The 25795-nt window shown below is 66.8% G+C and carries 23 protein-coding genes and 6 pseudogenes; 16 read left to right on the top strand and 13 right to left on the bottom strand.

The genetic code is table 11. The features are described from left to right. Positions 1-199: 199 nt before the first annotated feature. Positions 200-811, top strand: a complete 612-nt coding sequence (locus JM949_RS12695) for a DUF4240 domain-containing protein (protein ID WP_203148659.1) — start codon at positions 200-202, stop codon at positions 809-811. Between the two features lie 165 nt (positions 812-976). Here JM949_RS12695 and JM949_RS12700 read toward each other — a convergent pair whose 3' ends face one another. Then, positions 977-1729, bottom strand: a complete 753-nt coding sequence (locus JM949_RS12700; protein WP_203148661.1) for a hypothetical protein — start codon at positions 1727-1729, stop codon at positions 977-979. Between the two features lie 91 nt (positions 1730-1820). On the opposite strand from JM949_RS12700, the gene JM949_RS12705 reads away from it, so the two are divergent. Continuing rightward, positions 1821-2111 (top strand): hypothetical protein, encoded by a 291-nt coding sequence (locus JM949_RS12705; RefSeq protein WP_203148663.1) that lies wholly within the window; start codon positions 1821-1823, stop codon positions 2109-2111. Between the two features lie 631 nt (positions 2112-2742). Beyond that, positions 2743-3201, top strand: coding sequence for a DUF397 domain-containing protein (locus tag JM949_RS12710; protein ID WP_203148666.1), 459 nt, complete (start codon positions 2743-2745; stop codon positions 3199-3201). On the opposite strand, the gene JM949_RS39685 is transcribed toward JM949_RS12710, so the two are convergent. After that, complete coding sequence (locus tag JM949_RS39685) at positions 3122-3865, bottom strand: DUF6082 family protein (RefSeq protein WP_407664749.1); 744 nt, start codon at positions 3863-3865, stop codon at positions 3122-3124. The genes JM949_RS12710 and JM949_RS39685 overlap by 80 nt on opposite strands. Positions 3866-4140: 275 nt before the next feature. Here JM949_RS39685 and JM949_RS39690 point away from each other — a divergent pair. Both JM949_RS39690 and JM949_RS36915 read left to right on the top strand, forming a co-directional pair. Beyond that, a pseudogene (locus JM949_RS39690) lies at positions 4141-4276 on the top strand (ATP-grasp domain-containing protein); the annotation flags it as partial. A 106-nt stretch (positions 4277-4382) separates the two neighbouring features. Further along, positions 4383-4562 carry an ATP-grasp domain-containing protein gene (locus JM949_RS36915; RefSeq protein ID WP_407664752.1) on the top strand — a complete coding sequence of 60 codons (180 nt, stop codon included), beginning with the start codon at positions 4383-4385 and terminating at the stop codon, positions 4560-4562. A 1002-nt stretch (positions 4563-5564) separates the two neighbouring features. On the opposite strand, the gene JM949_RS12720 is transcribed toward JM949_RS36915, so the two are convergent. Continuing rightward, positions 5565-6191: a TetR/AcrR family transcriptional regulator gene (locus tag JM949_RS12720; protein WP_203148668.1), complete on the bottom strand. Its 627-nt coding sequence runs from the start codon at positions 6189-6191 to the stop codon at positions 5565-5567. A gap of 76 nt (positions 6192-6267) precedes the next feature. Between JM949_RS12720 and JM949_RS12725 the strand changes: the two genes are divergently transcribed. Further along, positions 6268-7167, top strand: coding sequence for an alpha/beta hydrolase (locus JM949_RS12725; RefSeq protein ID WP_203148670.1), 900 nt, complete (start codon positions 6268-6270; stop codon positions 7165-7167). After that, positions 7157-7834: a maleylpyruvate isomerase family mycothiol-dependent enzyme gene (locus JM949_RS12730; RefSeq protein WP_203148671.1), complete on the top strand. Its 678-nt coding sequence runs from the start codon at positions 7157-7159 to the stop codon at positions 7832-7834. Before JM949_RS12725 ends, JM949_RS12730 begins: the two co-directional genes overlap by 11 nt. A 273-nt stretch (positions 7835-8107) precedes the next feature. On the opposite strand, the pseudogene JM949_RS39110 reads toward JM949_RS12730, so the two are convergent. Beyond that, a pseudogene (locus JM949_RS39110) lies at positions 8108-8477 on the bottom strand (SDR family oxidoreductase). A 95-nt stretch (positions 8478-8572) separates the two neighbouring features. Here JM949_RS39110 and JM949_RS12740 point away from each other — a divergent pair. After that, a complete protein-coding gene (locus tag JM949_RS12740; protein ID WP_203148672.1) occupies positions 8573-9103 on the top strand; it encodes a pyridoxamine 5'-phosphate oxidase family protein in 531 nt (176 codons plus the stop codon). A gap of 197 nt (positions 9104-9300) precedes the next feature. Beyond that, positions 9301-11824 (top strand): annotated as a pseudogene (locus JM949_RS12745) (excinuclease ABC subunit UvrA). 92 nt (positions 11825-11916) lie between these two features. On the opposite strand, the gene JM949_RS12750 reads toward JM949_RS12745, so the two are convergent. Beyond that, on the bottom strand, positions 11917-13131 hold the full coding sequence (locus JM949_RS12750; RefSeq protein WP_309232136.1) for an MFS transporter: 1215 nt from the start codon (positions 13129-13131) through the stop codon (positions 11917-11919). Positions 13132-13349: 218 nt separating this feature from the next. Between JM949_RS12750 and JM949_RS12755 the strand changes: the two genes are divergently transcribed. Next, positions 13350-14243 carry a LysR substrate-binding domain-containing protein gene (locus JM949_RS12755; RefSeq protein WP_203148674.1) on the top strand — a complete coding sequence of 298 codons (894 nt, stop codon included), beginning with the start codon at positions 13350-13352 and terminating at the stop codon, positions 14241-14243. Positions 14244-14667: 424 nt separating this feature from the next. After that, positions 14668-16353, top strand: coding sequence for an ABC-F family ATP-binding cassette domain-containing protein (locus tag JM949_RS12760; protein WP_407664754.1), 1686 nt, complete (start codon positions 14668-14670; stop codon positions 16351-16353). On the opposite strand, the gene JM949_RS12765 is transcribed toward JM949_RS12760, so the two are convergent. Further along, positions 16342-16539, bottom strand: a complete 198-nt coding sequence (locus JM949_RS12765) for an MBL fold metallo-hydrolase (RefSeq protein WP_203148678.1) — start codon at positions 16537-16539, stop codon at positions 16342-16344. The two genes, JM949_RS12760 and JM949_RS12765, sit on opposite strands and share 12 nt — an antisense overlap. A gap of 558 nt (positions 16540-17097) precedes the next feature. Here JM949_RS12765 and JM949_RS12770 point away from each other — a divergent pair. Then, positions 17098-17868 (top strand): dienelactone hydrolase family protein, encoded by a 771-nt coding sequence (locus JM949_RS12770; RefSeq protein ID WP_203148680.1) that lies wholly within the window; start codon positions 17098-17100, stop codon positions 17866-17868. A gap of 8 nt (positions 17869-17876) precedes the next feature. Here JM949_RS12770 and JM949_RS39695 read toward each other — a convergent pair. Next, positions 17877-18091: pseudogene (locus JM949_RS39695) on the bottom strand (hypothetical protein); the annotation flags it as partial. Between the two features lie 352 nt (positions 18092-18443). Further along, complete coding sequence (locus JM949_RS39700; protein ID WP_407664751.1) at positions 18444-18854, bottom strand: sulfatase-like hydrolase/transferase; 411 nt, start codon at positions 18852-18854, stop codon at positions 18444-18446. Between the two features lie 255 nt (positions 18855-19109). Here JM949_RS39700 and JM949_RS12780 point away from each other — a divergent pair, with 255 nt between their 5' ends. After that, positions 19110-19283 carry a hypothetical protein gene (locus JM949_RS12780; RefSeq protein WP_203148682.1) on the top strand — a complete coding sequence of 58 codons (174 nt, stop codon included), beginning with the start codon at positions 19110-19112 and terminating at the stop codon, positions 19281-19283. 1033 nt (positions 19284-20316) lie between these two features. Here the strand turns inward: JM949_RS12780 and JM949_RS36925 are convergent. The 3 genes from JM949_RS36925 to JM949_RS12795 all read right to left on the bottom strand — a co-directional run bounded on the left by JM949_RS36925 (position 20317) and on the right by JM949_RS12795 (position 22806). Then, complete coding sequence (locus JM949_RS36925) at positions 20317-20754, bottom strand: hypothetical protein (protein ID WP_238433059.1); 438 nt, start codon at positions 20752-20754, stop codon at positions 20317-20319. A 525-nt stretch (positions 20755-21279) separates the two neighbouring features. Beyond that, entirely contained in the window at positions 21280-21777 is a 498-nt protein-coding gene (locus JM949_RS12790; RefSeq protein WP_203148683.1) for a MerR family transcriptional regulator, read from the bottom strand. A 9-nt stretch (positions 21778-21786) separates the two neighbouring features. Beyond that, positions 21787-22806 (bottom strand): SDR family NAD(P)-dependent oxidoreductase, encoded by a 1020-nt coding sequence (locus tag JM949_RS12795; protein WP_309232138.1) that lies wholly within the window; start codon positions 22804-22806, stop codon positions 21787-21789. Here JM949_RS12795 and JM949_RS36930 point away from each other — a divergent pair. After that, complete coding sequence (locus JM949_RS36930) at positions 22801-22989, top strand: VOC family protein (RefSeq protein WP_238433060.1); 189 nt, start codon at positions 22801-22803, stop codon at positions 22987-22989. The genes JM949_RS12795 and JM949_RS36930 overlap by 6 nt on opposite strands. Positions 22990-23439: 450 nt before the next feature. Here JM949_RS36930 and JM949_RS12805 read toward each other — a convergent pair. Together JM949_RS12805 and JM949_RS12810 are read right to left on the bottom strand one after the other, a co-directional pair. Further along, a pseudogene (locus JM949_RS12805) lies at positions 23440-23568 on the bottom strand (site-specific integrase); the annotation flags it as partial. Positions 23569-23600: 32 nt separating this feature from the next. After that, positions 23601-24361 (bottom strand): annotated as a pseudogene (locus JM949_RS12810) (helix-turn-helix domain-containing protein). Positions 24362-24499: 138 nt separating this feature from the next. Here JM949_RS12810 and JM949_RS12815 point away from each other — a divergent pair. Together JM949_RS12815 and JM949_RS12820 are read left to right on the top strand one after the other, a co-directional pair. After that, positions 24500-24664 (top strand): hypothetical protein, encoded by a 165-nt coding sequence (locus tag JM949_RS12815; protein ID WP_203148687.1) that lies wholly within the window; start codon positions 24500-24502, stop codon positions 24662-24664. Then, entirely contained in the window at positions 24657-25757 is a 1101-nt protein-coding gene (locus JM949_RS12820; protein ID WP_203148689.1) for a helix-turn-helix domain-containing protein, read from the top strand. The genes JM949_RS12815 and JM949_RS12820 overlap by 8 nt, the downstream gene beginning before the upstream one ends. Positions 25758-25795 lie beyond the last annotated feature (38 nt).

Genomic DNA, 25795 nt, shown 5'->3' on the forward strand with positions numbered 1-25795 from the left:
GAACCCGATGGACGATGCGCTGGAAACCCGCGTTGAACGCCTTCGCCATCACCTTCAGCGACCGCTTCCCAGCCGCTGAAACCTACTAACCAAGATCGCCGGAAACACCGTTAGCGAGACAGCCCCGGGATGGTCCGTCAAACCGGGTCAAGCCCAACGTGCGGTACCGGCGCCGCACGTTGGGTGTCAGACTCTCCGAGTGCGGGTGAAGGAGTTTTGGTCGCTGGTCGAGAGGGCCCGCGAGGACGTGTTGGACGATGGCGCGGCGTGGCCGTCGGGCTCGATGATCGGTGAGGCACTGGCGGCGAGGCTGGCGCAGCTGCCGGCGGAGCGCATCGTGGAGTTCCAACGCTGTTACGAGCGGCTGGCCGCACGTGGGCATCGCTGGGGTTTGTGCGCGGCGGCGTACGTGATCCGGGGGTACGTCTCCGATGACTCGTTTAGTGACTTCAAGGCAGGCCTGATCGGTTTGGGGCGTGAGGCGTTCGAGCGGGCGGTAGCCGATGCTGACGCATTGGCAGACCAGCCGGTGGTCCGCGCGATCGCCGATGGCCACGTCGACCGATTCTCGTTGGCAGCCGAGGCGGTCCAGGTCGCGGCGTCCAACACGTTCAGGCAGCACAGCGACGATGCCGACGGTTTTTGGGAGGCGCTGGAAGCCCAGCATGACGAGCCTGGTGGTGAGGGCGAACCCTCGGCTGCGGAGCATTGGTCGGGGCGGTTTGGCAGCGCCGACGATGCTGCCCAGATTCCCCTGCGGCTGCCCCGCCTGCTCGCCCTGTTCCCTTCGGCCGCACGCAGCGCTTACTGACCGATGAGGCCTTTCCAACGTGACCATGCTGGTCACGGTTGGTGCAGCAGGTCCGAAGATTGGTGAGGGTGGGGGTCCCGCCGCCGCGGAAGGAATAGTTCACATCCGCTTCGCGCCGCCTCATTAGCGTGCCTCCATCGGCCGTCTCACCCTCCCGCTGGGAATTCAGTCGTCGAACTCCTCGTCGTCCGGGACCATCAGCCACTTGCCAGGCAGCCGCTTCCTCACCGCTTGCACCGCTTCCGGCGTGCGGCCATGGACCCACAGCCATGTCTCGCCGTCATTACGCAGTAACACATCAGGACCAGTGAACCAACGGACTCCTGGACCGTCCATCCCTGCCCAGAAGGGGAGGACCGGCAGTGGCAGGCGTTCGAACGCGGCGCTCACCACCGCATTCGCGGTGTCGTCTAACTCCCGGTTGTCGACCTCGCGCTCGTCGGCAGAAAACATCGCCTCCGACATCACCATCTCGACAAGCGCGACCGAGAGCCGATCCGAGTAGGGCACCCAACCGTCTGCGACGTTCACCACCACCGGCGGGTCGTCCTGACCGATCGCTCGGGCAGGAACGCCCCAGGATGCGCAGCTCTGCGCCTCCACCCGAAACACCAGGACACCATCAGGGTCGACGTCAAGACTCCGTGGCGATACCAAGTTGTCCTGAGCTGCGGTCAGGTCCCTTCGGCCACCGAACAATAGGTAAGCCTCACGCAGTGCCGCTGGCAGCGCGAAGCCGATTCGGTTTTCGCTCACCTGCAGCAGGGTCTGGTCGACACCATCGCCGTCGACGACTGGACGGCCAAACGCCGCGGTCAGCGCTCGAACGAAATTCCACCCCTGGTAGCGGTCGCCTGCGGCCAGTCCGTCGAGACCCTCGAGCATGTCGGTCACTATACGGACGGCCAGCTCACCCACCCAAAAAGTCAATCCTCGGAGAGGGCAGGCTAATCCCACCAAACCTGCCCCTCTCAAAACAACAGCCTCGCTCGTAAGTCTCGCAGGAATCGTGCCGCTGATCGACGACACAAAGGCGATGGCCGACGAACGAGAGCGCATGCAGGGGAGCCTGTCGGGTCTGTTCGGAATCTCGACGCTCAGCACGGACGCACGCAAGGTCGCTGCTCGGACGGGACTCGGTGTGGAACAGCCGCCCCACGAAGGCTCGATCCAGCGCTGTGCCCGAGCTTGTGCTCTGGAGCCCGGCGCGGCCCATGTGCAGGCTGGCCAGCGCTGCGCGCAGGTCTCTACGGGGAACGCCAGGTACCGGGGTGACGAGCATCCGGAGATCGTGCCTTGAAGTCGAAGCCCTGCGGCACAGAGCAAGCCAGTTGGATTGCCGGCATCGCCACGGGGTGTCGCTGGTCCGCGTGGTCGTTGCGGTCGCTGCTCTTCGACCTCGGACGATCTCACACCAGTTCCGGCGTTGCGGGCTCGAACTCCTGGGAGTGTCGTGCCGCGACGTCGCGAGTTCGAGCTCGTCAAGGCCGCGGTCCTACATCGGAGTGGAGTACGTCGCGCTCCGTGACTGCCATTCGGGGCCCAGGTGTTTTGGCAAGACGGTCCTCGCTGAGGCCGTCTGCCTCGACATCGACGTGCGGACCGCGTTTCCTCGGGCATTCTGCGGCTCACGCTTGGACGGCGAGCGAACGACCATGGTCGCGCGCTCGATCAGCTGAACGATGTCATCGCGAGCATCACGGGCTCCCCCTCTGTCTTCGTGACTTTGGAGAGTGCGGCCAATCATCTGGCGCACCTCTTCGATACGGGACCGGAGCGGTTGCCGCACCGCCATTCTGACTCCCACGAAGCCATGCGGCTTGTCGCACACTCTGTGCGACAAGCCCGCCGCAGCCCAGATACCTTTACGCTCTACACTCCCTGAAAAAGGAGCCGATTCGGCGCAACCATAACAAGGAGATCTTCCATTGATGCCCGAATATCGCGATGATCGATCACCGAACTGGATCAAGAGTAGTCGCAGTACATTGACCCAAGAGTGTATCGAGGTGACTAGAAGCCAAGACCATCACCTAGTCAGGGATTCAAAAGACCCTGGGGGTCCGATTCTCACTTTCCCCCAATCATCTTGGAAGGTATTTATCTCTAACGTCCGCAGCGGTTTTTACAAAACGCGGACAGGCATGCTCCGGGAAGCCCGGCCGCAGGTGGCTTCCTCATCAGTTTCGGTTGACCATCAGTCAGCAACGACGCGCTCTCCGCTGATCGGCGGGAGCGCAGGGAGCTCCGAAGTGGTGGACGAACCTGATTTCCTACCGCGACTGGTGGGTTCACAGGCACCTTCAGGCGTCAGGATCTGCCGAAAACCCGTCGCCCTGCTGGCTGTAGTAGGATTCCAATTGCCATCCCTGCCGCTACACCAACAATAACCATATGGCGGGAGCTGCGCGATGATCGTCGTTCTGGACTTGAAACGGCAACCGCGACTCCTCGACCCCCAGAGGCTTCCGCAGCACCCCGGGAAGCGTTTTGGCACTCCTCGGAGAGGATTGCATAGAACCGCTTCCGTCGTCGCGAGCTAAGATATGAGCCACCGTTAACCTTCCACCATTCGCGAGCTATCCCTGACTCAAAAAGGCGCCCCGCCACAGTATGCAGGGTATTCTCGTTCATCTCGCCGAGATCCCACACCATTGCCCAGTGGCCGACAAATAAATTCGCATAGACCTTCAGCACCGCATCGGGATCGCCAGTCGCGGCTGATCCATCAACGTAGAGGAACTGAGGATTTTCGAGTGCCAACTTTACGATGTCAAACTGCCTTTGTCGAATGAGGTGAACTTGGCTGATTCTATTTAGATTGTTTTGAATTAGCAAGGATATTGAAACACTAACGAGGGCGAGGCCGGAAAGTATAGCCGACGTGCCCCCGTATGCCTGACCGATATTCGAGAGGTCACTCCATTGGACCGAGAGGTCCGCCATCCAGGTCATCGCCACGGGAGAAAGTGCAATTAGGACCATCGAAGCTATCGCCGCCAGTGAGATGAACGCCTTCCGGCGCCATGATGCCCAGGTCTGAAAGCTCGACATACCACTCTCCGATAGTTTCGCACTCGGCTACCCTCATAGCCAGCATGGGCTGGCCGCGCAAGTACGTCGATGCAAGAGATTTCCGCAGTCGTTTGCCTGCATACCGATCGCGACGATGAGTTCGCAGCTGACCGGGCTGCCGACCGTCTTCGTCCGTAAGCAGGCCAAGGAGTACGGCCGTCGGCTTCGACCACGGCTCGGACCGGGCGGACTTCGACCGCGCGCGGGTCGAACTGGGCGCGGGACCGGCGGTGCTGCCTGACTACAGCAAGTCGATGAAGCACTACTGGAATGAGGCGACGTTCATCCCCGACCTGGAGGACGGCGCGGCTGCGTGGAACGTGGCCAGCCGGTTTCTGGAGCTGCGCGTCGACGACTTCGTGGGCGGGTTTCGTACTGCGACGCTTCGAGCGGTTCACCTCCGCCGAAGTACGTACGTGGTGGGTCGACGGCGTGTGCGTCCTGATCGGACCGGCATCCCGACAGCCCGCACGATCCCGCGCCGGCCGAGATCGACCTGGCCCCGGTCGCACCGATGATCGCCGGGCTCGGCCTGCCCTTCGTCACCGTCGACCTCGCTCTGCGCGCGGACGGCGTATGGCGTGTCATGGAACTGGGCGACGGGCAGGTGAGCGACCGACCAACCACCCTCGAACCTCAAACGATGATCACGGCCCTGCTTGTCGCGGCCCGCTGACCGGCAGCACTGTCTGTCTAAACATCCGCTCATGCCGCTGACAAGGCGCGGCGATCGTGGACGTGCTTCCCCATCGACCGAGGCGGCTGCGGGAGCCAGCGCTCGCGCCAAGCAAAGTTACTGGGCCGGCACTTCAAGGTCGTCGGCGGTCAGTGGCCCGGCGCGGGCCCGGTTTGGGGGAGCGGGTTGGGAGCAGCGGGGTGCCCTGAACGGCCTTGAACTGCGCCCAACGGCGTCGAACGGCGCTCAACTGCACCCACCCCTGCCTGCGGCTCTACGTTGCCGCAGCTATGAGGGGGCGCAGCGTCCTGTTTCACAGCGGAGTGCTCTGCGGTTCTGTGCAGCAGTCGACAGCGCTCTATGTCGCCTGGCAGGGGAGTGTGCGCAGGTCAAGGCGGTAAGGGGCCGTTGGTTGGCCTGGCCTTGCACCTGGGAGCAGATTGGGTGCAGGTTGGCGAAGTGGTCTCCGCGCCCGACGTGCTCACCGACGCAGGACAGGGGCGAGGGCTTTGACCTGTGGTGAGGTGGTCGAGCGGTGTGGCGTGACCTCCCAGTAGAGGTCGAAGTGGTCTGGCGTTGCTGCTCCCGGGATGGCTGGCGCCGGCCGGCGTCTCGGTTCGCCTAAGGCCACGTCTGAAGGCGTGCTGCAGATCGATGTGGAGCGTTGCGGGTGAGCTTGCTGGAGTCCGCCGCAGTGTCGTCATTCGAGACACCGATCCCACGGGCAACGTCCCGAGCATCCCCTTATGGCTGGAAACCTCTTCGGCGATCCCGAAGCGATTAGCGCTGGCGCCCGTTCGTGGGCGGTAGGGAGGCGTCCACTCGTGTCGAGATGAGGGCACTGGACCATGCGCGGGTCGGTTGAGTGCGGCTTCGTCGGGCAGGTTGCGAAACGGGATCTTCGATAACCGTGACATCGGTGCGTGGATGCCTCGGCTCGGCATGACGAAGACCGTTCGGCTCAGTCTGTGGTTGTTCGACCCGGACCCTGGACATCGGGCCTCATGCTGCCGCTATCCCGGTCACGAGCATCTTCAGGCCGCGGGTGAAGTCGGCTTCCGGGCTGGATTTCTGGCTGACGTGCGAGAGCGCCTCAATGTGGGGGAAGTTTCGTCCGGCGAGTGTGCCGATGCGGGCGGCGGTGTCTTTCGCTGTTGCCGGGGGTGAGGTGAGAGGGCCGGCGAGTTCGGCCTGGGCGCTGCCCATGATCAGGCCGAGGATGGCGCGGAAGGCGGCGAGCAGGTCTCGGTCGCCGAGCGCCGAGCGGCGCAGCGCCGCGATGAGAGCCTCGGCTGGGGCGAATCCGGCCGCGGAGGTGGACCGACGGGTGAGTACGAGTGGGATGGCGGCCGGGTGTGCGCGTACCGCCCGCCAGGTCACGGTGGCGATCTGGATGGTGTCGCGCCGCCAGTCGGACGTGGGTGGCGGTAGGTCGACGGCGGAGATCACGGCGTCCACGACCAGTTCCTCCAAGCCTTCACGATCTCGGACGTAGTTGTAGAGCGTCATCGGTCCGGTGCCCAGCGCCGTCGCCAATGACCGCATGTTGAGGGCTGCCAGACCGTCGCGATCGACGAGGCGTAACGCCTCCGACCGGATGTCGTCGAGCGTGTAGCGCGCGCGGACCATCACACCTCCTTGACACGTACGTTGTACGTATGCAAGCGTACTTCACACGTACGCCGTACGTGTGAAGGGGGAGCCAATGACCGCCACCCGGGAAACCTCACCGACTGCGTTCGCCGTCGACGGGACCCGCTGCGCCGCCTGGATCACGCTGCCCGACCGGCCTGGACCGCATCCGGCCGTCGTGCTCGTACATGGTCTCGGCGCCACCCACGACATGATGCTCAGCCAGTACGAACACCACTTCGCCGCCGCGGGAATCGCCACCCTCGCCTTCGACTACCGGCACACCGGCGCCTCCGGCGGATCTCCCCGGCAGCGCATCAGCATGCGCCGCCACCGCGCCGACGTGCACGCCGCGCTCGACTGCCTGCGTGCACGCGGCGACATCGACGCCACCCGAATCGGCCTGTGGGGGACCAGCCTCGGGGCGATGCACGCGCTACGCGTCGCCGCCACCCGCGACGACCTGGCCGCGGTGGTCGTGCAGTGCCCCATCGTGTACGGGCCGGCCGCCGCCGCCCGCTCCGGACCGCGCGCCGTGGCCCGGCTCAGCCCAGCCGTCATCGTCGACGCGGCGCGATTCCTGCTCGGCCGGAAACGCAGATATGTGCCGATCGTCGCCGCGCCCGGAGCCACCGCGGTCGTCACCGTGCCCGGCGCACTCGACGGCTGGAACTCGACCACCCCGCCAGGTGCCCTCTTCGACAACCGTATCGCCGCCGCGAACGCGATCGGCCTGGCCACGGTGACCGCGACCCGTCATGCCCGACGCATCAGCGCACCGTTGCTCGTCTGCGTCTCGGACAACGAAACTCTGATGGACCCGCGCCACGCCGCCCTCGCCGCCGCACGGGCACCCCGCGGCACCGCCCGCCACTACGCCGCCAACCACTTCGAGGTCTACCACCCGCCGATGCTCGCCACCGTGCTGGCCGACCAGACCCACTTCCTGACGGAGCACCTCCATGTCAATTAGTGATCTACGCCGCCACAACGACGAACGCTTCACCGACCTCGCCGCCAGGCTCACCGACCGCGAATGGGCCCAGCCCAGCCGCTGCGACGGATGGACGAACCACGATGTCCTCGCCCACCTCGTGATCGGCCTGACCATCCCGCTACACCAGGTGCTCACGGCGATGGTCCGCCACGGCGGATCCTTCGACCAGGCCAACGCCACGCTCGCCCGCGACCTGGCCGCACGCACCACACCGGCCGACCTACTGGCCGAGTTCACCCAAGCCAGCCGCAAGCCCCGTGGCATCGGTCGCCTCTTCCCGCCCCAGCTCCTGCTCGGCGACCACGTCATCCACGAACTCGACATCACCACCGCGCTGCACCGCGAACCGGCCATCCCGCCCGACGTCCTCGCCGCCGTACTCAACACCGAGGTACACATCCCAAACCCATTCATCCCGGCCCGCGCCCGCGCCGCCGGCCTGCACTTACACGCCGACGACATGCCCTGGGAACACACCCGAGGGCCAGGCCAGCCACCCAGCGTGACCGCCTCTGCCGCTGACCTCGCCTCAGCCCTGGCAGGACGGCAGGAGGCACTCCTGCGCTGCCACGGCGACGGACTCCCCGTCCTACGCCAGCGAATGCCACACCGCCGCCCGACCCCACCAAAGTCCCGCCACTGACCAAGTGGCCAGCCCCTGACCGGCGCACCGCGTTACCAGCTGTATCGCCGGTCGCCCAAACGGGCGGGCGGCCAGCAACGGGCAGCCACGCGAATCCGGAGGCACGAACGCCGTCAACGTGTTCGACCTGCTCGAGCTACTCGCGGGCGCCACGATCCAGTGCGCGCTCATGCCCTTGACCGCGCGTCCGGCATCGCCTTGTCGTGCCGAAGGGCGGATGCCGATCACCGGTAGCTCAGCACTACGATCGCGGCCGGATTGTGCCAGAACGAGTCACGCGGAGAATGGGCCGCGCACCGTGACACCTCCGTAGACGACAACGCTCTGCCCGGTCACGTAGGACGAAGGCGATGAGGCCAGATAGACGGCAGCCGCAGCGGCATCGTTGGGAACGCCGAGCCGGCGCATCGGAATCTCGGGCACCTCGTCGGCGGGCTGCACAGAGTTTGCTAACCGCCGTTGCGATGGCGCCGCAAGCCACGACGTTCATGCGGACCCCGTCGTCGGCGTACTCAGCAGCGACGGTCTTGGCGAGACTTACGAGGCCCGCCTTGGCGGCCGCCGTGCGGGAACTCCTCAACCGCCAAGCAGCCGACGACGGCGTCCAGGTCGTATCTCCGAAACGGATGAAGAAATAAGACACAAGGTGTCAGGTTTTGGGTTGAGCATGGGTCTGCTTCTCAGCGTCGATGGCGGGAAGCCGGAAATTCGGATGGATACCTACAGATAAGGACGTTCGTGCGCGAAACTCCAGAAGATCTCAAAGAGCTTCAGGGCCTCCTTGATGCCTCCCTCTCCCGTTCCACCGCGCACCTCCGCTCGATCATCAGCACTGAGCGCACCCTGAACGCGGAGCAGCTCACCCACGTCCTCGCCGGCATGTGCACCCTCGCCCTGTCCACCGTGACGGCGAAGGGCGAGCCGCGGATCAGCGGTGTGGATGGGCATTTCCTACACGGCAAGTGGCTTTTCGGCACGGCGCGCGGCTCGGCCAAGGCACGTCATCTCTCGGCGCGGCCCGCCGTGAGCGCCGCGCACATGCGCGGTGAGGACCTGGGGGTGTTCACACACGGGAGGGTGGAGATCCTCAACCCCCAGGACGGCGAGCCGGCCGAGGACTGGCCGGACCTGCTCGCATACCTCAAGGACTTCTACGGCGAGGACCTCTTCGACTGGGACAACGACGTTGTCTACTACCGGCTGCGTCCGCACTGGATGGCCGCCTACGCGCCCGACATCGCCAAGCTCACTGAGCTGTCCCAGTCCTGATCCCGCAGCAGTGGCCGGATCGGGACCAGCCACGTCATGAGAGATCGTGAGGCATTCGCCCAGATCCCCTGGACGGCGACCTGCGGTGAAGCGCGTGTTCGGTTAGTTCGGCAGGGCATTGGCTGTACGCCCATGCCCTGCCTCGTTTGCGAGAGGGTGGACGAAGGTTGACTGAATACGGATCGGGCGTCGCGAGGATGAGACGCGACACCATCGACGTGGTGGGGGCCCGTACCAACAATCTGCGGGACGTGTCCGTGAGCATTCCCAAGGGCGGCTCGTCGCCTTCACCGGCGTGAGCGGCAGCGGCAAGACCTCGCTGGCCATCGATACCCTGCACAATGAAGCCCAGCTACGGTATCTGGAGGGGCTTTCGCCGTTCGTACGGCAGTACATCACCCAGCGCAATCGGCCAAAGGTCGACCGTATCCTTGGCCTCGGCGCGACGCTCGCGGTCGACCAGCGCCGTCTGAACCGTAACCCCCGTTCCACGGTTGCGACGATCACCGGCATTGACGGGCACCTCGGGCTGCTGTACTCGCGCCTCCCGCGGATCGGCGCAGACCCGGCGGCCGTCAGTGGTAACGAGTATCTGACGACCGCTCACTTCGACCGCAATACGCCGGAAGGGAGCTGTTCGGACTGCCACGGGGTGGGCGGACGCTGGCAGGCGCAGGAAGACTTGGTCATCACCCATCCGGAGCTTCCGCTCTTCGAGGGGGCATCGCCCTGGTACGCCAAGTGGCGATCGGGGGAGCACGCGTTCGTACCGGCGCTTGCCCAGAAACGGGGCGTGGACCTCGGCCGGTCGTGGCAGTCGCTGCCTGAGGAGTTCCGTCACTGCGTGCTCTACGGCACGGGTGACGAGAAGATCGAGGCGACCGTCGACATGTCGAACAGGAATGAGAGGGCCCTGGTGACCTACACCTCGAGTGAGCCGCTGCGGGGCGCGCTCGCCGAGGTGGAGCGGGTGTTTGTGAACGCCCAGACGTCAGCGCCAAGCAGCGCTACCTGCCGTACATGCGCAAGCAGCTTTGCGGCACCTGCGGCGGCAGCGGGTACGACCAGGTGGCCCGGTCCGTGCGGCTCGGTGGACTGACCTACCCCGACCTGCTCGAGGTGGAGGTGCGGGAGGTGCGCGACTGGGCGAAACGCGTGGCGGACGAACTGGACGCCCGGCAGCGTGAGGTGGGTGATCCGCTGCTGCAGGATCTCGGCCGACGGCTCGGAATCCTTGACCGGCTCGGCCTGGCCCATCTCCAGCTGTCCCGGAGCGCGGCGACACTGTCCGGGGGTGAGTTGCAGCGGACCCGGCTCGCCGCGCAGCTCAGCACTGAGCTGAGCGGCATCATCTTCGTCCTGGACGAGCCCGGGACCGGGCTGCATCCGGCGGACAAGGCACACCTGCTCGACATCGCCCTGGAGCTGCGCGAGGCCGGCAACACCGTACTCCTCGTCGAGCACGACCCTGAGCTGATCGCCCGAGTCGACTGGGTGATCGACATGGGGCCCGGCGCGGGCCGATTTGGCGGTGAGATCCTCGTGTCCGGGCCTCCCGCCGACGTGGCCGCTCATTCCACGTCGTTGACCGGGCGCTATCTGGCCGGCGAGGGGCCGCGGCTGCACCGGACCCGCCGCCCGGCCGGGGATGCCACCGGCTGGGTGGAGCTGCACGGCCTGCGCGCACACAACGTGACTGCGGATCTGGTGCGCTTCCCCGCCGGTCGGCTCACCTGCCTGACCGGGGTGAGCGGCAGCGGTAAGAGCAGCCTCCTCGCCGCGCTCGGGGCGAGAGTGGAGGCCGCCCTGAGCGGGACGGCGACCGACGCGGTGCGGGAGGTGACCGGCCTTGAGGGGTTCAGCTGGGTTGCCGTCGTCGATCAGGAACCGCTGGGGCGGACGCCTCGGTCCAACCCGGCTACGTACAGCAAGGCGTTCGACATCGTCCGCAAGCTGTTCGCCGAGACCGACGTGGCGCGCGAGCGCGTGGTCAATGCCTCCTGGTTCAGCTTCAACACCGCGGATGGCGGGCGCTGCGAGACCTGCACCGGTTATGGCCGCAAACTGGTCAACATGCACTTCCTACCGGACGTGTGGGTGGTGTGCGACGCGTGCGAGGGCCGGCGCTACAAGCCGGAGGCGCTGGAGATCACGTACCGGGGGCTGGCCATCGATCAGGTGCTGGAACTCACCGTTGCTGAGGCCGTGGAGCAGTTCTCCGAGCCCCGGCAGCTCGTAGAGACCCTGGGAGCTCTGAACCAGGTCGGACTCGGCTATCTCCAGCTCGGCCAGAGCGCCACAGAGTTGTCCGGAGGCGAGGCGCAGCGGCTGAAGCTGGCGTCGGCCATCCAACGCGGTGCTGCGAGCCGCAAAGCCGGGCTCGTCGTTCTCGACGAGCCCGTCTCGGGCCTGCACCCGTCTGACATCCAGCGCGTGGTGGACGCGCTCGATGTGTTGCTGGACTCGGGCAACACCGTCGTCGTGGCCGAACACGACATCCCCGTCGCCGCGTCCGCGGACTGGGTGATCGACCTGGGGCCGGGAGCCGGTCCGGATGGGGGCGCGGTGGTCGCGGCGGGCACGCCGGAGGCCGTCGCGACAGCGGACACCCCGACTGCCGGCTTCTTTCGGCGGTACGCGGCGGGCCTACCGCTCCTGGAGATCGGGAAGTCCTGCGCTGACCAGGGGCCGGGCGGGTTTCGGACCCGGTGGGAGCAGTAAGTCTGCCCGCTCCCACCGGGTCCTCTTGAGCCGACAGCCCGGATGTCCGCTGGGCGCATTCCGCACGGTCTGTGTCCGGCTCGGTCAACGTGTCACCCGGTGGTGAGCAACTCGTCCTCGGAGTCCGCCGCAATGGTCGTCCGACGTATGGCGACGGTGACGAGCAACGCGGTGCCCGTCAGCGCCACACCGAACCAGAGGGCGCTGTCGACGCCAAGACTGTCGGCGAACCATCCACCGAACAGCGCGCCCAGCGCGATGGACGTGTTGTAGCCCATGGTGTTGATGGACATGGCTGCCTCGAACTTTCCGGGTGCGGCGCCGAGCATCAGGTTGATCTGGCACAGGTTCGCGGCGCCGAAGGACGCTCCCCAGAGGGCAACGGCGAGGATCAGTCCGGGCCGTGTGTGCCCGATTGTGAGCAGCAGCAGCATCGCCGTCACGAGCCCTGCGCAAGCGAGGACGAAGCTGACCCAGAGGTTCTTGGTTACCGTGTGGCCGGCGATGAAGTTGCCGGCCGTGCCGCCGACGCCGTAGATCACGAGCAACACGGTGATGAAGGCGGCCGAGGCCGACGCCTGTTCCTCCGCGAAGGGCCGGATGTAGGTGTACGCGCCGAAGTGGCCGAGCACGTACAGCGTCACGGCGACCATCACCAGGCGCAGTTGCGGGTACTGGATCGGGAGTCGGAAGACATCCCGGACCGGGACGGCGTTATGCGAGGGCAGCGAGGGAATGATCACGGTGACCGCGAGGAACATCAGCGTGCTGAGGCCGGCCCAGATGAGGAATGTGGCGCGCCAGTTGGTGAGACTTTCCAGGAACGTGCCGAGTGGAATGCCCACCACCGCGGCGATCGAGATGCCGGACAGCGCGACCGCCGACGCGCGGGGGGCGAGACGTCCGGGTACGAGGCGCATCGCCATGCTCACGCCGATGGCCCAGAAGACGCCGTTGGCGAATCCCATGACGAGCCGGGTGGTGAGGACCAGGGCGAAGTTCGGTGCGGCGGCGGTGAGCAGGTTACCCAGGGCCAGGATCGCCAGGAGTACGGACAGCAGGATGCGCCGGTTGATGCGCCTGGTCCATGCGACGATGAACGGCACGCCGAGGCCGGCGGAGATGCCGTACAGCGTGACCATCAATCCGGCGACGCCCGCGGACACATCCAGGTTCGCGCTCACCGGCGTGAGCAGGCCGACGGGCATCAGTTCGGTGGTGACGAAGGTGAACAGGCTGGCCGTGATGACGGCGACACCCAGCCATGACCTCATGGTCGAGTACGGGTGCTCATCGATTGTGGTCATGTCTTCTTTCTTGTCGTGAGGGGCCCGCGGTCGGCGATGTCGCGTGTGTCATCGGCCGACTCCCCGCTCACCGCTGGCGACGGCGAAGTTGGTCCGGGGTACTGGGTTCCGGCCGACAACAGCCGTACCGAGCCGGTCCTGCTCGAAGCCTCACCCGAATGGATCAATGAGTCCAACACATGCTTGTCACCTCATCGATCGTGAACGAAGATGGATCGGTGGAGCTACAGCAGATGCGCTACGTCATCGCAGTCGCCGAGACGAACAGCTTCACCCGGGCCGCCGAGCGCTGCCTGGTGGTGCAGTCCGCGCTCAGTCACCAAATCGCGCGCCTGGAACGAGAACTGGGCGCGAAACTCTTCGAACGCACCAGCCGACGGGTCCGGTTGACCCCGGCCGGCGCCGCGTTCCTGTCCGCCGCCCGTCAGTGCGTGGACGCCGCAGAGCGGGCTTCCGCCGAGGTCGCGGCGGCCGTCGGTGAGGTACGCGGACGGCTCGTGATCGGCCTGATCGCTACCGTCGCCGCAGTCGACCTTCCCGGCCTCCTGCGAGACTTCCGTCAGCGGTACCCGTCCGTACGCATCAACCTCCGCGCGGGTGCGAGCGAAGAACTCATCGAGCAGGTCAAGCAGGGCGCTGTCGAGGCGGCCTTCCTCGGCCTGCCCACCACCGCGCGTCCCGAAGGCGTCAACGCCCGAGAACTCGCCCGCGACCGGCTCGTCGCCGTGGTCGCCCCGGACCATCCCCTCGCCGCGGAGTCAGCGGTCAGCCTGCGTCGGCTCTCCACCGAAGTGTTCGTTGACCTACCGGCCAAGACCGCCGGGCGGATCCAGTCCGATCAGGCATTCGCGGCCGCCGGTCTCAGCCGCGACGTCGCCTTCGAGGTGACCACCGCCTACCTCACGTCCCGGCTGGTCGAGCAGGGACTTGCCGTGGCGATGCTCCCGTCCGCCTACGTGCCGCAGCTCACCGGCGTGACCACCATCCAGGTCACGGACGCGCCGACCCGCGTCGAGTACGTGATCTGGAGCCGAGCCGAGCGCACGCCCGCGGCGAAGGCCTTCCTCGCCCTGCTCGATATCCACGCCAATGACGCTGGAAGCTATGAGTGACGCTCGCTGGTCACCGCTGGGGGCGTCTCGATCGCCCACGCAACGACTGCGGCGGGGTGCCAGCATGGACTTGCTACGAGCCGTGGGCTTCAACTCACCCTGACATCGTGGGCTCCGCGCCAGTACCAGAGCAAGGCCTGGTTCGGCTGGCCCTGTTAAGATCCTCGTTATGGGTACGCTGGTTCTCTAGTACGGGACGTCGCGTTGAGTCTTCTCCGCGGCGGGTCCTACGCGCGCCCGACGGCGAGGCCGTTGTAGGCGCGAGGCCCCGTACATCGATGCGCATCCTCAGGGAGCGCATGTGCCGCGACCGCTGGCGTTGCCGCCCGCGCGTCGCGCAAGGAGCCCTGTGATGACTCATAGTTCCAGTTCCCCATCCCCGGCCCGGCCACCAACGAGTGCCGCCGCATACCGTCCGCACCGCATCTGCGCGATCCGTGGCGGGGTCGTCCGTTTCGCCGAACGCACAGTACTCCGCGGTGTGGAGTTCGTCGTCGGCGCTTCGGAGCGGATTGCGGTAATCGGCGACAACGGCGCCGGCAAGTCGACACTTCTTGGCGCCATCGCGGGAACCGTCACCCTGGCCGCTGGCGAACGACTGGTCGAGTTGCCCGGTGGTTTCGCCCTGGCCGAACAGCGGCCCGACTTTGCGCCCAACGCGACGGTCGCCGCAGCGCTCAACCACCTGCTTGCTGACGTACACCGGATCGAGTCCGAGATACAGGAGACCGCCGAAAAAGTGGCGCATGCGAAGGTCGATGAGCAGCCTGCTCTCCTCGACCGGCTGGGCATGCTGATGGATCGCTTCGAGGCGAGGGACGGGTACCAGCTTGACCAGAGGGTGGACGCGGCGCTCGACCAACTCGGACTCGGCGGGCTCGACCGTGCTCGGCCTGTGAGTTCTCTGTCCGGCGGCGAACGTGCGCGGCTCGCTCTCGCGGCAGCGCTGTCGTCGGAGGCGGAGCTGCTGCTGCTCGACGAGCCGACGAACGATCTTGATGACGCAGGCGTCTCCTGGCTGGAGGAGTGCCTCTCGAGGCATCGAGGTGCCCTCGTGGCGGTGACACACGATCGCGTCTTCCTGGACAAGTTCGCCACGGCCATCATCCGAGTCGAGGACGGCGCCCTGCGGCGTTACGGCGACGGGTACGCGGGCTACCTCGCCGCCCGTGCGGCCGAGCGGCGGCGGCTGCTGGAGGAGCACGAGGCGTGGCGGCGAGACTTGGCGCGGAACGAGGCACTCATCGCCTCCAACGCGTTCCGCCTCGATGCGATCCCACAGAAGCAGGAGCGGGCCATCTTCGGGCACGCCGCGTTCCGCGCACGCAGCCGTGACCACGGTGTGACCCGACGAATCGGGATGGCGAAGGGACGCGTTGCGCGCCTTCGCGCGAACCCGGCACCGCGGCCAGCGGACCCGCTCCGCTTCCTGTCACCGTTCACCGGCGATCGGCTACGGGAGGCCGGCGACGACTCCTGCCCCAGCGCGCTGCTTCTCTCGGCAGACGCCGTGCGTTTGGGCGTCAACGGAGGAGGACCGCGACTCGCACTCGATTCGCTGCAGGTCCGCGCGAGTGAGCGATGGCTCATCTCGGGACCGAACGGCGCGGGCAAGACGGCGCTACTCCGCCTGCTCGCAGGCGAACTTACCCCACAGCAAGGCACAATGCGGCAGTTCCCCAATCTCCGGGTGGCGTGGTTGCGTCAGGATCTCGCGACCTTCTCTCGAAAGACTCTCCTAAATGCCTTTGCCAACGCCACCGACGCGTACCGCGACGACGCCGCGGAACTACTGCTCAGGCTCGGCCTGTTCCACCCTGACGACCTCACCCGGATTCTCTCCGAGCTGTCGATCGGGCAACGCAGACGGTTCGAAGTCGCCGTCGCGGTAACGGCGCCAAGTGACATTCTGTTGCTCGACGAGCCTACGAATCACTTGAACCCGGAACTCGTCGAGCAACTGGAGGATGCTCTGCGCCACTATCCGGGTGCTGTGCTCACCGTGACTCATGACCGACGCTGGCGTCAACGCGCGAGAACGGCCGGCCAGCTGGGCAGCCTCCACGTGTCCCCCGGAGGGGATGTTTCTGTGATGCCGTCAGCAGTCTGAACCCGGGTGACGCGTTGGTGTGTGCCAACGTGAGTGGCTCCGTTCGTTGCCGGACTCGGCGAGGTAGAGGTGGACGCCGTTGTAGACCGCGTCCCCGGCAACGACCAGATCGAGCGACGGCACATGCAGCACCGTCGTGCCGTCGGTCTCGCTGTGGCCGACCTCGATCGCGACCAGCTTCCCCACCTTGAGAACGGCGGCGGGCCCGACGGAATGGTCGCCGTGGCCGTGTGTGGGCAAGGCGGGCATGGTGGAAGATGCCGAAGGTGGCGGGGGCGGCCGGTCCGGACCGCCCCCGCCAGGCATCACTCGGAGATGACGAATTGGGCGGTGCTGGTGGTGTCGTAGTGGACACCGTTCTTCTCACCGTGGCGAATGCAGTCGGTCGTGACCGTGCGGGATTGGACCAGAACGCCGGTGGCCGGGACGGTCGGAAACCAGAGGTCACGTCGACGAGGGCGCCGTTGTTCTCTGAGTCGTAGTCGTCGGTGGAGTAGCCGAGAACGGTGGCGGAACAGCGTACGTAGATATAATTGGCGTCCACCCGGTCGTTGCAAGGGGTGTGGCCGCACTGCGCGGCATCCACATCGAAGGAATTGGCTACCCCGCGCTGCTGGTGCGACCGTGCAGCCTCGTCCTTCACGCGCAGATTCTGGTCAGGCCGCACTTCACAACTCCGCATTCAGGTTCGCTGGAAGCAGACGCAGTCCAACAAAGCAACACGGTCCGGCTAGTGTCGATCTCATGATCGCAAGGCGGGAAATCACGTATGACATCGACGGGTTGACGATGGTCGGTCACATGTCGCGGCCAGGGGGCGGTGGGCCATGGCCGGCCGTGCTTCTTGGACATGACGGCGTCGGCCTCGATGACTATCAACGCGGCCGAGCCGACGACCTCGCCGAACACGGCTATCTGACCTTCGCAATGGACTACCACGGCGGCCGGACCTTTTTCGGCGAGCCGCAAGCGATGCTGGATCGGGCCCTGCCGCTGATGGCCAACCCCGCCCGCATGTTGACCATCGGTCAGGCCGCGCTCGACGTGCTACTCGCTGAACCCGGCGCCGATCACAATCAACTTGCCACGCTGGGTTACGGGGCCGGCGGTCGAATCGTGCTGGAACTCGCCAGGACGCGAGTACCCTTCAAAGCGCTCGCCGTAATCCACCCCGGCCTGCCAACCCCGCGCGCCGAGGACTGGACGCATGCCGGTGGGGCCTTCCTGCTCTGTACCGGTTCCGAAGATCCGCTCTGTACTCCCGCCCAAATCCTAACGTTCAGCAGCGCGCTCCAGGACGCTGGCGTCGATTGGCGAGCACACATTTATGGCGGAGCCAAACATGCCTTCTGGGCCGCTCCGACTCAACCTGACGGGACACCTACCGGCGGCGCTGACCACCTCAGCCCAACCGTGCCCGGCGTGGGCTACCACGCCGCCCACTCCGCGCGGGCGTGGCGGGCAATTCTCGACTTGTTCAGCGAAAGCATCGGGGCGCAGTCACCCGGATGCTAGGTCGTGTGTCAAGAGTGGTCGGGTGACGGGGTCGGGTTGAGGCGATCTTGGTGCGTAGGTTCTAGCGGCTGGGGGCGGTCGCTGAAGGTGATGGCGAAGGCGGTTTCCAGCGCATCATCTATCGGGTTCTGCCTGCCCCGGTGGGGTCCTGGGGCCGGATCGCCAGGTGCAGACACTTCAACGCGGCCTGCTTGTTGGGGAAGTGGCCGCAGGCTTTGATCGCGTGACAGGCGTGTCACTATCCTCGCGGATATTGGCATTGCCGCCACTGGTGTGTGTGGGCCGTGCGCGCGACTCGGAGTGGAGCCGCCGGAGATCAGGACGCTGATGCCGCCCCCGAACTGGTGCGGCCGCCGCGCCGGTGAGCGACCCAATCGGCTCGTCACGTGCCGTGACGGTCGGTGCGGGGTGCGCGGTGTCCGGGCTCGGCCACCCGGACCCGCCCCTCGGGCAGGGGGCGGGCCGACGGCGCCGATGCGCCGCCGGTCGAGCGGGTTCACGGTCAACGCCGGTGGCGTCTCGGTCAAGCCCGTAACCCTTCAGCACTGTGACGCCGGCGCCGCGGAAGAGATAGCTCAGGCGCTCGTCCAACGGTGCGCCCCCAGACGATGGCGGTTCGGCACCGTCCGCCCAGGCTGTCGCGGAAGCCGCGAATCCGCCGTCGGCTCCACCATTGGTGAACACGCCGGTGTCGTGTCGTGTGGGAACTGGCCGGTGAGGATCGACGAGCGTGACGGGCGGCACAGCGAGTCGGTCGCCGTGTAGTTGGTGAAGGTGACCCCTTCATTCTGTAGTCGCTGCACCTGCGGCAGGTATCGCACGAGGTTCCAGGCGAGGTCATCAACGAGCACGAAGATGATGTTGGGTGCGGTGGCAGTGGGCGCCGGAGGAGCGGGCTGCGCGCCGCGTGCCGGTGTCCAGGCGGCGAGCAGTGTCAGCCCGGCCACGAGGGTGGCAGCGAGGAGGCGTCGGTAAGTGATAGCCATGCTGCCAAGCCTGGTTAAAATTTCTCAGGATTCATTCAACAACTGGTGATGATCCGATCAACACCCCGGTAGCCGCACAGCCCGGCCCGCGCCACCGTGGCCATCGGGGGAGTGGGCTTCGGCCGACGCCGATGAGGCCGCCCGAGGTGACAGGCAGCCGACGAATCAGTGCCGCCAGTCGCTGAAGGCGAGGGAAGGCCGCCCCTCTCGCGGGCCCGACGAGCGGCAGTCCGGGAGACGACGGATACTCGCCTGATGACTGGACCGGATCTCGACCCCGAACAGTATCCGCCCATCGACCCGCGTGAACCGGTGCCCGACGACGCGGGCGTCCTTCTGCCTGGCGCGCCGGACGAACTGCCCGAAGCCCCGGCCGAACCGACGCCAGACGACGGTGGCAACGCCGGCGGCGTACGCGAGCCGGCATAGATCCGTCCGCGTTCGCGCGCGACACCAGCCCGACCGCCGATGCCGGCCCCGACGGCGATCAAGCCGTCGGGGCGCCGCCCACCGGCCCCGCATACGTCGCCGGCTACCGCGAGCCCGGTTTGCGGGAGCAGGTTGGGAGCAACGGGGCGCCCTGAACAGCCTTGAACTGCGCCCAACTGCGTCGAACGTTACTCAACTGCACCCACCCCTGCCTGCGGTTCCACGTCTACCCACGTCAGAGTGGGTGCGGCGTCCTGTTTCCCGCGGAGTGCTCCGTGGTTCTGCGCAGCGGTCGACAAGGTTCTATGTCGCCTGGCTGGGCAGTGTGCGCAGGTCAAGGCGGTAAGGAGTCGTTGGTAGGCCCGGTCTTGCAACTGGGAGCAGATTGGGCGCAGATTGGCGAAGAGGTCTTCGCGCCCGAAGTGCTCACCGAGGCCGGACAGAGACGAGGGCTTTGGCCTGTGGCGATGCGGTGGAGCGGTGCGGTGTGACCTCCCAGTAGAGGTCGAAGTGGTCAGGCGTTGCTGCTATCGGAAGCTGGCACCGGTCGACGTCGCGGTTCGTGTAAGGCCATCTGGGGCGTGCTGTAGATCGATGTGGAGTGTTGCGGGTGAGCTTGCTGGAGTCCGCCGTAGTTCCGTCGTTCGAGACACCGGTCCCATGGGCAACGTCCTGAGCTGGCCTTTCAGGCCGTAGACCTCGTCGGTGAGCCCGAAGGCGTCGGCGTTGGCACCCTGCGGCGGCAGTACAACGGCGTCCGCACTTGCCGAAGAGCGGATACCGCTGATATCGGCTTCGAGCGGAGGCGGCCTGGGCAGCAGATTTTACCGAGGCGAGGGTATGCGTAGTAGTGGGCGCGGATCTGACGGGCGGGAACGGACATCATCTGATCGTCACCGATCGGGATTCGGGTACTCAACCGACATTCCGCACCGACGCCAGCGCCAGGCTGAAGTGAACCTGCATCTGCATCTGCACCTGCCGCTGATGGTGCTCACCCGATGCCCGCCCATGTGCCGATGTGGTAGTGGCGTTACAACCACTGCTCATCAATGTTGCCGGCGTACAGGTAGGCGGTGCGGTAGGCCGACCGCGCGAACAGCTCCGACTCGTCCGAGTACACAGCAGCGAGCAGGCCCGGCTGGTACCACCTGCCGTTCGTGATGCCACCAACCTCTGCGACCGGTTGCATGGCGGTCAGGTCGAGCTGGCCGACGGCCGAACCGGTCAGCCTGGTAACCGTGTCCGCGACGTCCATCGCCGCATACGCCAAGGCCAGGGCCTCAACCCAGCCGTCGATGCTGCGATGCAACGGGATCCACTGCCCATCGTCGGCACCGGCTATACCGAACGTGCCGTCCGGACCGATCAGGAACGCATACGGCACAGCGCTGCGTTGCGGCCCGGCCCCGGAAAACCACCCCTGGGGAGCAAACGTGTCTTCCCACTCCGGCGTGTCCACGCTGAGCATCCGCGGACCTGCACGGCCCCCACCAGCCAGACTGACCAAAGCTCCCACCCGGCAACAGCAGCGGCCATTCTCATCTGGCGTAACCCAAGTGGTGTCCAACCGTGCGTTATGCCTCCGACCGAGTGACCTTGGCATGGCACCGGTGGGCCGCTGGCGACGGCGCTGTACACCCGGCCAACAGGATGGACCACGCTCGCCTACGGCGTTCCCACACTGCTGATGTGGCTGGGGATCTCCCCCGTCGCCGCGTTGGCCGTGGTGACCGTCCGGATCCGGGGCGCTGGTCGCGCTGCGCGCCGGTCCTGGGGGCGTCGTGCCAACCCCGGGATCCGATCGTCGGTGATTCCAAATCCCATTCCGAGTAAGGACGATCGAGCGGTGATCGCCGTCGCAGACCTGATGGAGCACGGCCGGCACCCGCAGGGAAGAACGGGCATCGGCTGGTGCTCGCCGTGCTGGGCGCGGCCCAGGTGATTTTCGTGGGCTGGGTCCTCACGGCGGAGACGGTTTCGCGCGGGCCGGGCCCTACAGTTCGGTGGCGGTGTCGAGGGCCGCATCGTCTGGTCCGGTCGAGCCGCCATACGTGGCGATCTTGTACTCGGTCGCCGCCAGGGAGAGGGTCAGCTCACGAATCCGGCGACGGATGATGTCGCGATGTTCAAGCAGCATGTCGAGCCGCTCGGGCACCGTGTCCTGCCCGGCGTCCACGAGCGAAATGTAGTGCTGTAGGTCGCGCATCGGCATCCCGGACAGCCGCATCCTGGTGAGGAACACCAGGCGCCGCACCGTTTCGGAGTCGTAGACGCGATGACCGTAGCGGTCGCGGGCCACCTCGACCAGCCCGGCCCGCTCGTAGTAGCGCAGCGTGTGAGGCGTCATGTCGAGCAGGTCGGCGACCTCGGCGATCGTCATCGGCTCGGGCACGTCGGCCAGGTCGGTGAGGCGGTGGATCACCTCGACCGACAGCGGGCCGTCATCCCCAACCGTTTCCAGGGCCCTGGTCATCAGATCGTCGGTGGCCATGACATCACCCTAGCCCGGCCGGACCGACGCCGGGACGCCGTCGAAATCGGCGCTGCGGGCAGTCTCGGCCCACCGCTCGACCTCGTCCAGACCACGCCGGTACACGCCCGAGATACGCTCGACCGCTTCGCGCCCGAGCGGCAGGCGCAGCGGCACCTCCTCGCTGTGTGCGAGGGACACGATGATCTCGGCCGCCCGCGTTGGGTCACCTTCCTGGCGGCCGTCGGTCCCGGCCATGTCCGCGCGGACGGCGGCGAGCAGGTCACGGTAGGTTTCGGACGCCTCAGTGAATTCGAGCACGTCGGCGGCGTTGAAGTCGGTCCGGAACCGGCTCGGTTCGACGATCATCACGCGGATCCCGAACGGTGCGACCTCCCCGGCCAGGGCCTCGGACCAGCCTTCGAGGGCGAACTTCGACGCGGAGTAGGCCGATACGCCGGGGAACGACATCCGCCCGCCCTGGCTGCTCATCTGCACGATCATCCCGGCGCCCCGGGTACGCATCGCGGGCAGCGCCGCCCGCACGAGCGCGGCCGGGCCGAACAGGTGCAGATCCATCAGCTCGCGCAGCTGCGCGTCGCTGACCTCCTCGACCGCTCCAACCACGGCCCGGCCCGCGTTGTTGACGAGGACGTCGAGCTGACCGAAGCGGTCGAGGGTGGCCCGCACGAGCGACGCCGCCGCCGCGATGTCTCGGGCGTCGAAGTTCGCGATCAAAAAGTTGTCGGGGTATTTGGCCGCCAGGTCGGCCACGCTGTCCGGCCGGCGTACCGCCGCCACCACATGGTCGCCCGCGGCGAGCGCCGACTCCGCCAGTGCTCGCCCGAAACCACGGGACGCGCCGGTGATGATCCAGGTCTGTGTCGTCATGGCGGCAACGCTATGGCTTTGAGCGCGCGCGAACGCAAACGCAAACCCGCTGCGACACAAATCCTCTGGTCGGCCGTAAGGGGCACCGTCTGCCCTGCGTCTTGGGCAGCGGTTGCCCCGCGTTTCACCGGAAGCAAGTCCGCCAAGAACCGAATGCATGTCGACATCCGCGTAGCCGGACCAGGCCCCTGGGACATGGCCGAGCGCGCCCGACTGATCCAGCAGAAAGTGCCCCAGCTGGTCGCCGCTGGCGCGACGGTGGTCCGCGAGGAGTGGTACGGCGACGTCCTCGGGCACGTCGTCATGCAGGACCCCGAGGGCAACGAGTTTTGCGTGGCTTGATATTGCGGCCGCCGCATTCTGGCGTCCGGATTGCCGCTGGCAAGGCGCTGCGATCGTGGGTGTGCTTCCCGATCGACCGATGCGGCTGCGGGAGCCAGCGCTGGTGCCAACCGCACCGGGCCGGCAGCTCAAGATCGGCCGGCGGCCCGGTGCGAGCTCGGGTTGGGGAGCAGATTGGGAGCAGCGGGGTGCTCTGAACAGCCTGGAACAGGCTCCAACGGCATCAAACGGCGCTCAACTGCACCCACCCCTGCCTGCGGCTCCACGTTGCCGCAGGTCAGAGTCGGTGCGGCGTCCTGGTTCACACCGAAGAGGTCGCTGGTTCGATACCAGCATCGCCCACTCTCAGTTCTCGCAAGTCAGAGGCCGCTTCCCGGGTTCGGGAGGTGGCCGTTCTGCTGTCGTACAGCAGCTAGGTACAGCAACGGCGTCAGTGGCCGAGTGAATCGCCAAGGCGTTGAGGGCGCCTCTGGTCGCCTTGTTCGATACCTGCGTGTAGATCTCCATCGTCACGGAGAAGCGGGCGTGCCTCAACACCTGCATGGCGACTCTGGGGTGGACGTCGAGGTCAGCGGGCAGCAGGGGTCAAGGGCTCCCGGACCGGCAGCGACCTACGTCGCCGACGTGTTGTAGCGATCAAGTGTCGCCTTAGACGTCGAGGCGTCGCGGAAGACGAGTTCCCACGGGCCGGTGTTCACGTCCATGTCCTTGCCGAAGCCGATCCACTTTCCGGCCATCCGTCGACCTGTCGGCTCGGCGATGAGTTGAATCGCCCCGTGGTATCGGGCGCCCCGGTAGTAGCCGGTGGGGTCGGTCTGCTCCACCCAGGTGCCGGTGACGACGGCACGTCCACGGTCAGGTCCAGCGAGAGAGACGATGACGCCGAGCCAGGAAGGCTGCGCGCGGTGAGCCGATCGCCGTGCTGGAGCAGCACCACAAAGTGTTGTCCAGCGAAGGAGTCTCCCCGCCCGCTGGAGTAGTACTGGTAGCGGCTGAGCCACACGCCTTCGTAGGACTGGTGGGCCGTGGTGGGCTTGGACGTCGGCGTCGGTGTGGCCAGGCTGGACACGGGCGAGGTCAGATCGTGGCCGCCGTGTTCGTCGTCGGCAACATGCCCGCCTGGCACCGCGTCGAAGCCGAGCAGTGAGATGGGTAGACCGGTGACGACCTCCAGGGCGCGGGCGTAGACCGGGCGGGGCGCGGCGATTGCGCCGGACTCCCATCGCTGGACGAGTCTCTTGTTGGCGTCGTTGGGCTCGCCGACGCGGTGGCCGGCGGCCTGCAGGGCGCGAGCGAAGTCGTCCTGGCTCATGCGCATTCCGGTGCGGACGGCCCGCAGGGCGGTGTTGGGGGCGACCATGACTGCCACCATAGCGCCATGTCGCCTTAATGTCGCCGGCTAAGTGACCTGATTGTCGGCCCTTGTGCCGTCGCAGCAGATGACATTCCGACGTCACTGTGGACCCGCGACGGTCGACGTGCCGCCGCTTCTACTGGCGGAGGTGTGGGAATGCCGCGTAAGGGCGACGAATCGGCGGTGAGCCGGGGCGAGCAGATCCAGGCGGCCGAGCGGGAGGCGGCGAGGCGGCGGCTTCTCGCCGAGGCGGAGGCGGATCGCATCCCGGTAGAGGAGACGACCCGGGCCGTTCCGGATCGGCGGTGGCGTCGTGGGTAGCGTTGAGTTGTTGCCGGTTGGTCGGCGGGTGGCGTACTGGCGGGGTCGGCGGAAGCTGTCGCAGCAGGTGTTCGCCGACCGGCTCGGCAAGTCGAAGAGCTGGGTCGACAAGGTCGAGCGCGGAGTTCGGCGGCTGGACAAGCTGTCAACACTTCAGGAGATCGCTCGCGTACTCCGCATCGACACCGCTGCTCTTGTCGGCCGGGATGCCGCGCCGGTCCAGGCAACGGGTCGCGGCGACGGCGTCGAGCGACTCAGAGCAGCGCCGTCCCGCTACGAGATCCCGTTGGGCAAGCGGGCAGGCAGCCCGATATTGCCGGTGGACCGAATGCTGCGGGATGTGGGGTACGCGTGGACGACGTTCCAGTACGCCCGCTATCCGCAGGTGGTCGACCTGGCACCGGACCTGCTCACGAACGCACAGCGCACCTATGCCTGCGATCGGGGCTCGGGCCGGGTGCCGCTGGTCGAGGCGTACCGGGTCACCGCCGCTCTGCTGGTCAAGCTCGGCGACGCTGAGCTGGCGTGGCTGGCCGTCGATCGGGCGATGCTCGCCGCCACCGGCGACCGGGATCTGGTGGCCGCCGCAGCCGTACAGCTCGGTCAGGTGTTGCGCGCGCTCGGCCGGGCGCGGGAGGCGAAGTCGGTTCTGCTTGCCGCCGCGGACCGTATCGCCCCTGCCGCGATCGACGGCGGGACGCCTTCGGAGCTGTCCCTGTGTGGGACCCTGCTTGTTCAGGCCGCGCTGGCGGCGGCGCAGGACGGCAACGAGTCCGCCGCCGGGGAGCTGATCGATGAAGCTGCCGGCATGGCGGAGCGGGTCGGTGACGGGTGCGACCATCACCGCACCGGCTTCGGTCCCACCGCCGTCGGTCTGGCCTGCGCCGCCGTAGCCGTCGAAGTCGGCGACACCTGTGATGCGATCGCCTGGCACGAGAAGGCCACCGCGCGCCCCGGCTGGCGGTGTCTACCCACTGAACACCGTGCCGCCCACCTGCTCGACGTCGCCCGCGCGGTCCTGGTGGGCGCGACAGCGACGGCGGTGGGCCGCGCATCGGCACGGGGCTGTTGGTGCCGGCGTTCGTGGCGGTGATGCGCTGCACCTGAGCCGACGCGGACAGTTGAGGCCGC

The organism is Micromonospora tarensis (assembly GCF_016803395.1).
GTDB classification, from domain to species: Bacteria; Actinomycetota; Actinomycetes; order Mycobacteriales; family Micromonosporaceae; genus Micromonospora; species Micromonospora tarensis.

Bases quoted from the DNA above. Each gene is read 5' to 3' on its own strand.
- JM949_RS12710 (WP_203148666.1), top strand. From the start codon at position 2,743: ATGCCCGAATATCGCGATGATCGATCACCGAACTGGATCAAGAGTAGT.
- JM949_RS39685 (WP_407664749.1), bottom strand. From the start codon at position 3,865: ATGTCGAGCTTTCAGACCTGGGCATCATGGCGCCGGAAGGCGTTCATC.
- JM949_RS12720 (WP_203148668.1), bottom strand. From the start codon at position 6,191: ATGGTCCGCGCGCGCTACACGCTCGACGACATCCGGTCGGAGGCGTTA.
- JM949_RS12725 (WP_203148670.1), top strand. From the start codon at position 6,268: ATGACCGCCACCCGGGAAACCTCACCGACTGCGTTCGCCGTCGACGGG.
- JM949_RS12730 (WP_203148671.1), top strand. From the start codon at position 7,157: ATGTCAATTAGTGATCTACGCCGCCACAACGACGAACGCTTCACCGAC.
- JM949_RS12750 (WP_309232136.1), bottom strand. From the start codon at position 13,131: ATGACCACAATCGATGAGCACCCGTACTCGACCATGAGGTCATGGCTG.
- JM949_RS12770 (WP_203148680.1), top strand. From the start codon at position 17,098: ATGATCGCAAGGCGGGAAATCACGTATGACATCGACGGGTTGACGATG.
- JM949_RS39700 (WP_407664751.1), bottom strand. From the start codon at position 18,854: ATGGCTATCACTTACCGACGCCTCCTCGCTGCCACCCTCGTGGCCGGG.
- JM949_RS12780 (WP_203148682.1), top strand. From the start codon at position 19,110: ATGACTGGACCGGATCTCGACCCCGAACAGTATCCGCCCATCGACCCG.
- JM949_RS36925 (WP_238433059.1), bottom strand. From the start codon at position 20,754: ATGCTCAGCGTGGACACGCCGGAGTGGGAAGACACGTTTGCTCCCCAG.
- JM949_RS12790 (WP_203148683.1), bottom strand. From the start codon at position 21,777: ATGGCCACCGACGATCTGATGACCAGGGCCCTGGAAACGGTTGGGGAT.
- JM949_RS36930 (WP_238433060.1), top strand. From the start codon at position 22,801: ATGCATGTCGACATCCGCGTAGCCGGACCAGGCCCCTGGGACATGGCC.
- JM949_RS12795 (WP_309232138.1), bottom strand. From the start codon at position 22,806: ATGCATTCGGTTCTTGGCGGACTTGCTTCCGGTGAAACGCGGGGCAAC.
- JM949_RS12815 (WP_203148687.1), top strand. From the start codon at position 24,500: ATGCCGCGTAAGGGCGACGAATCGGCGGTGAGCCGGGGCGAGCAGATC.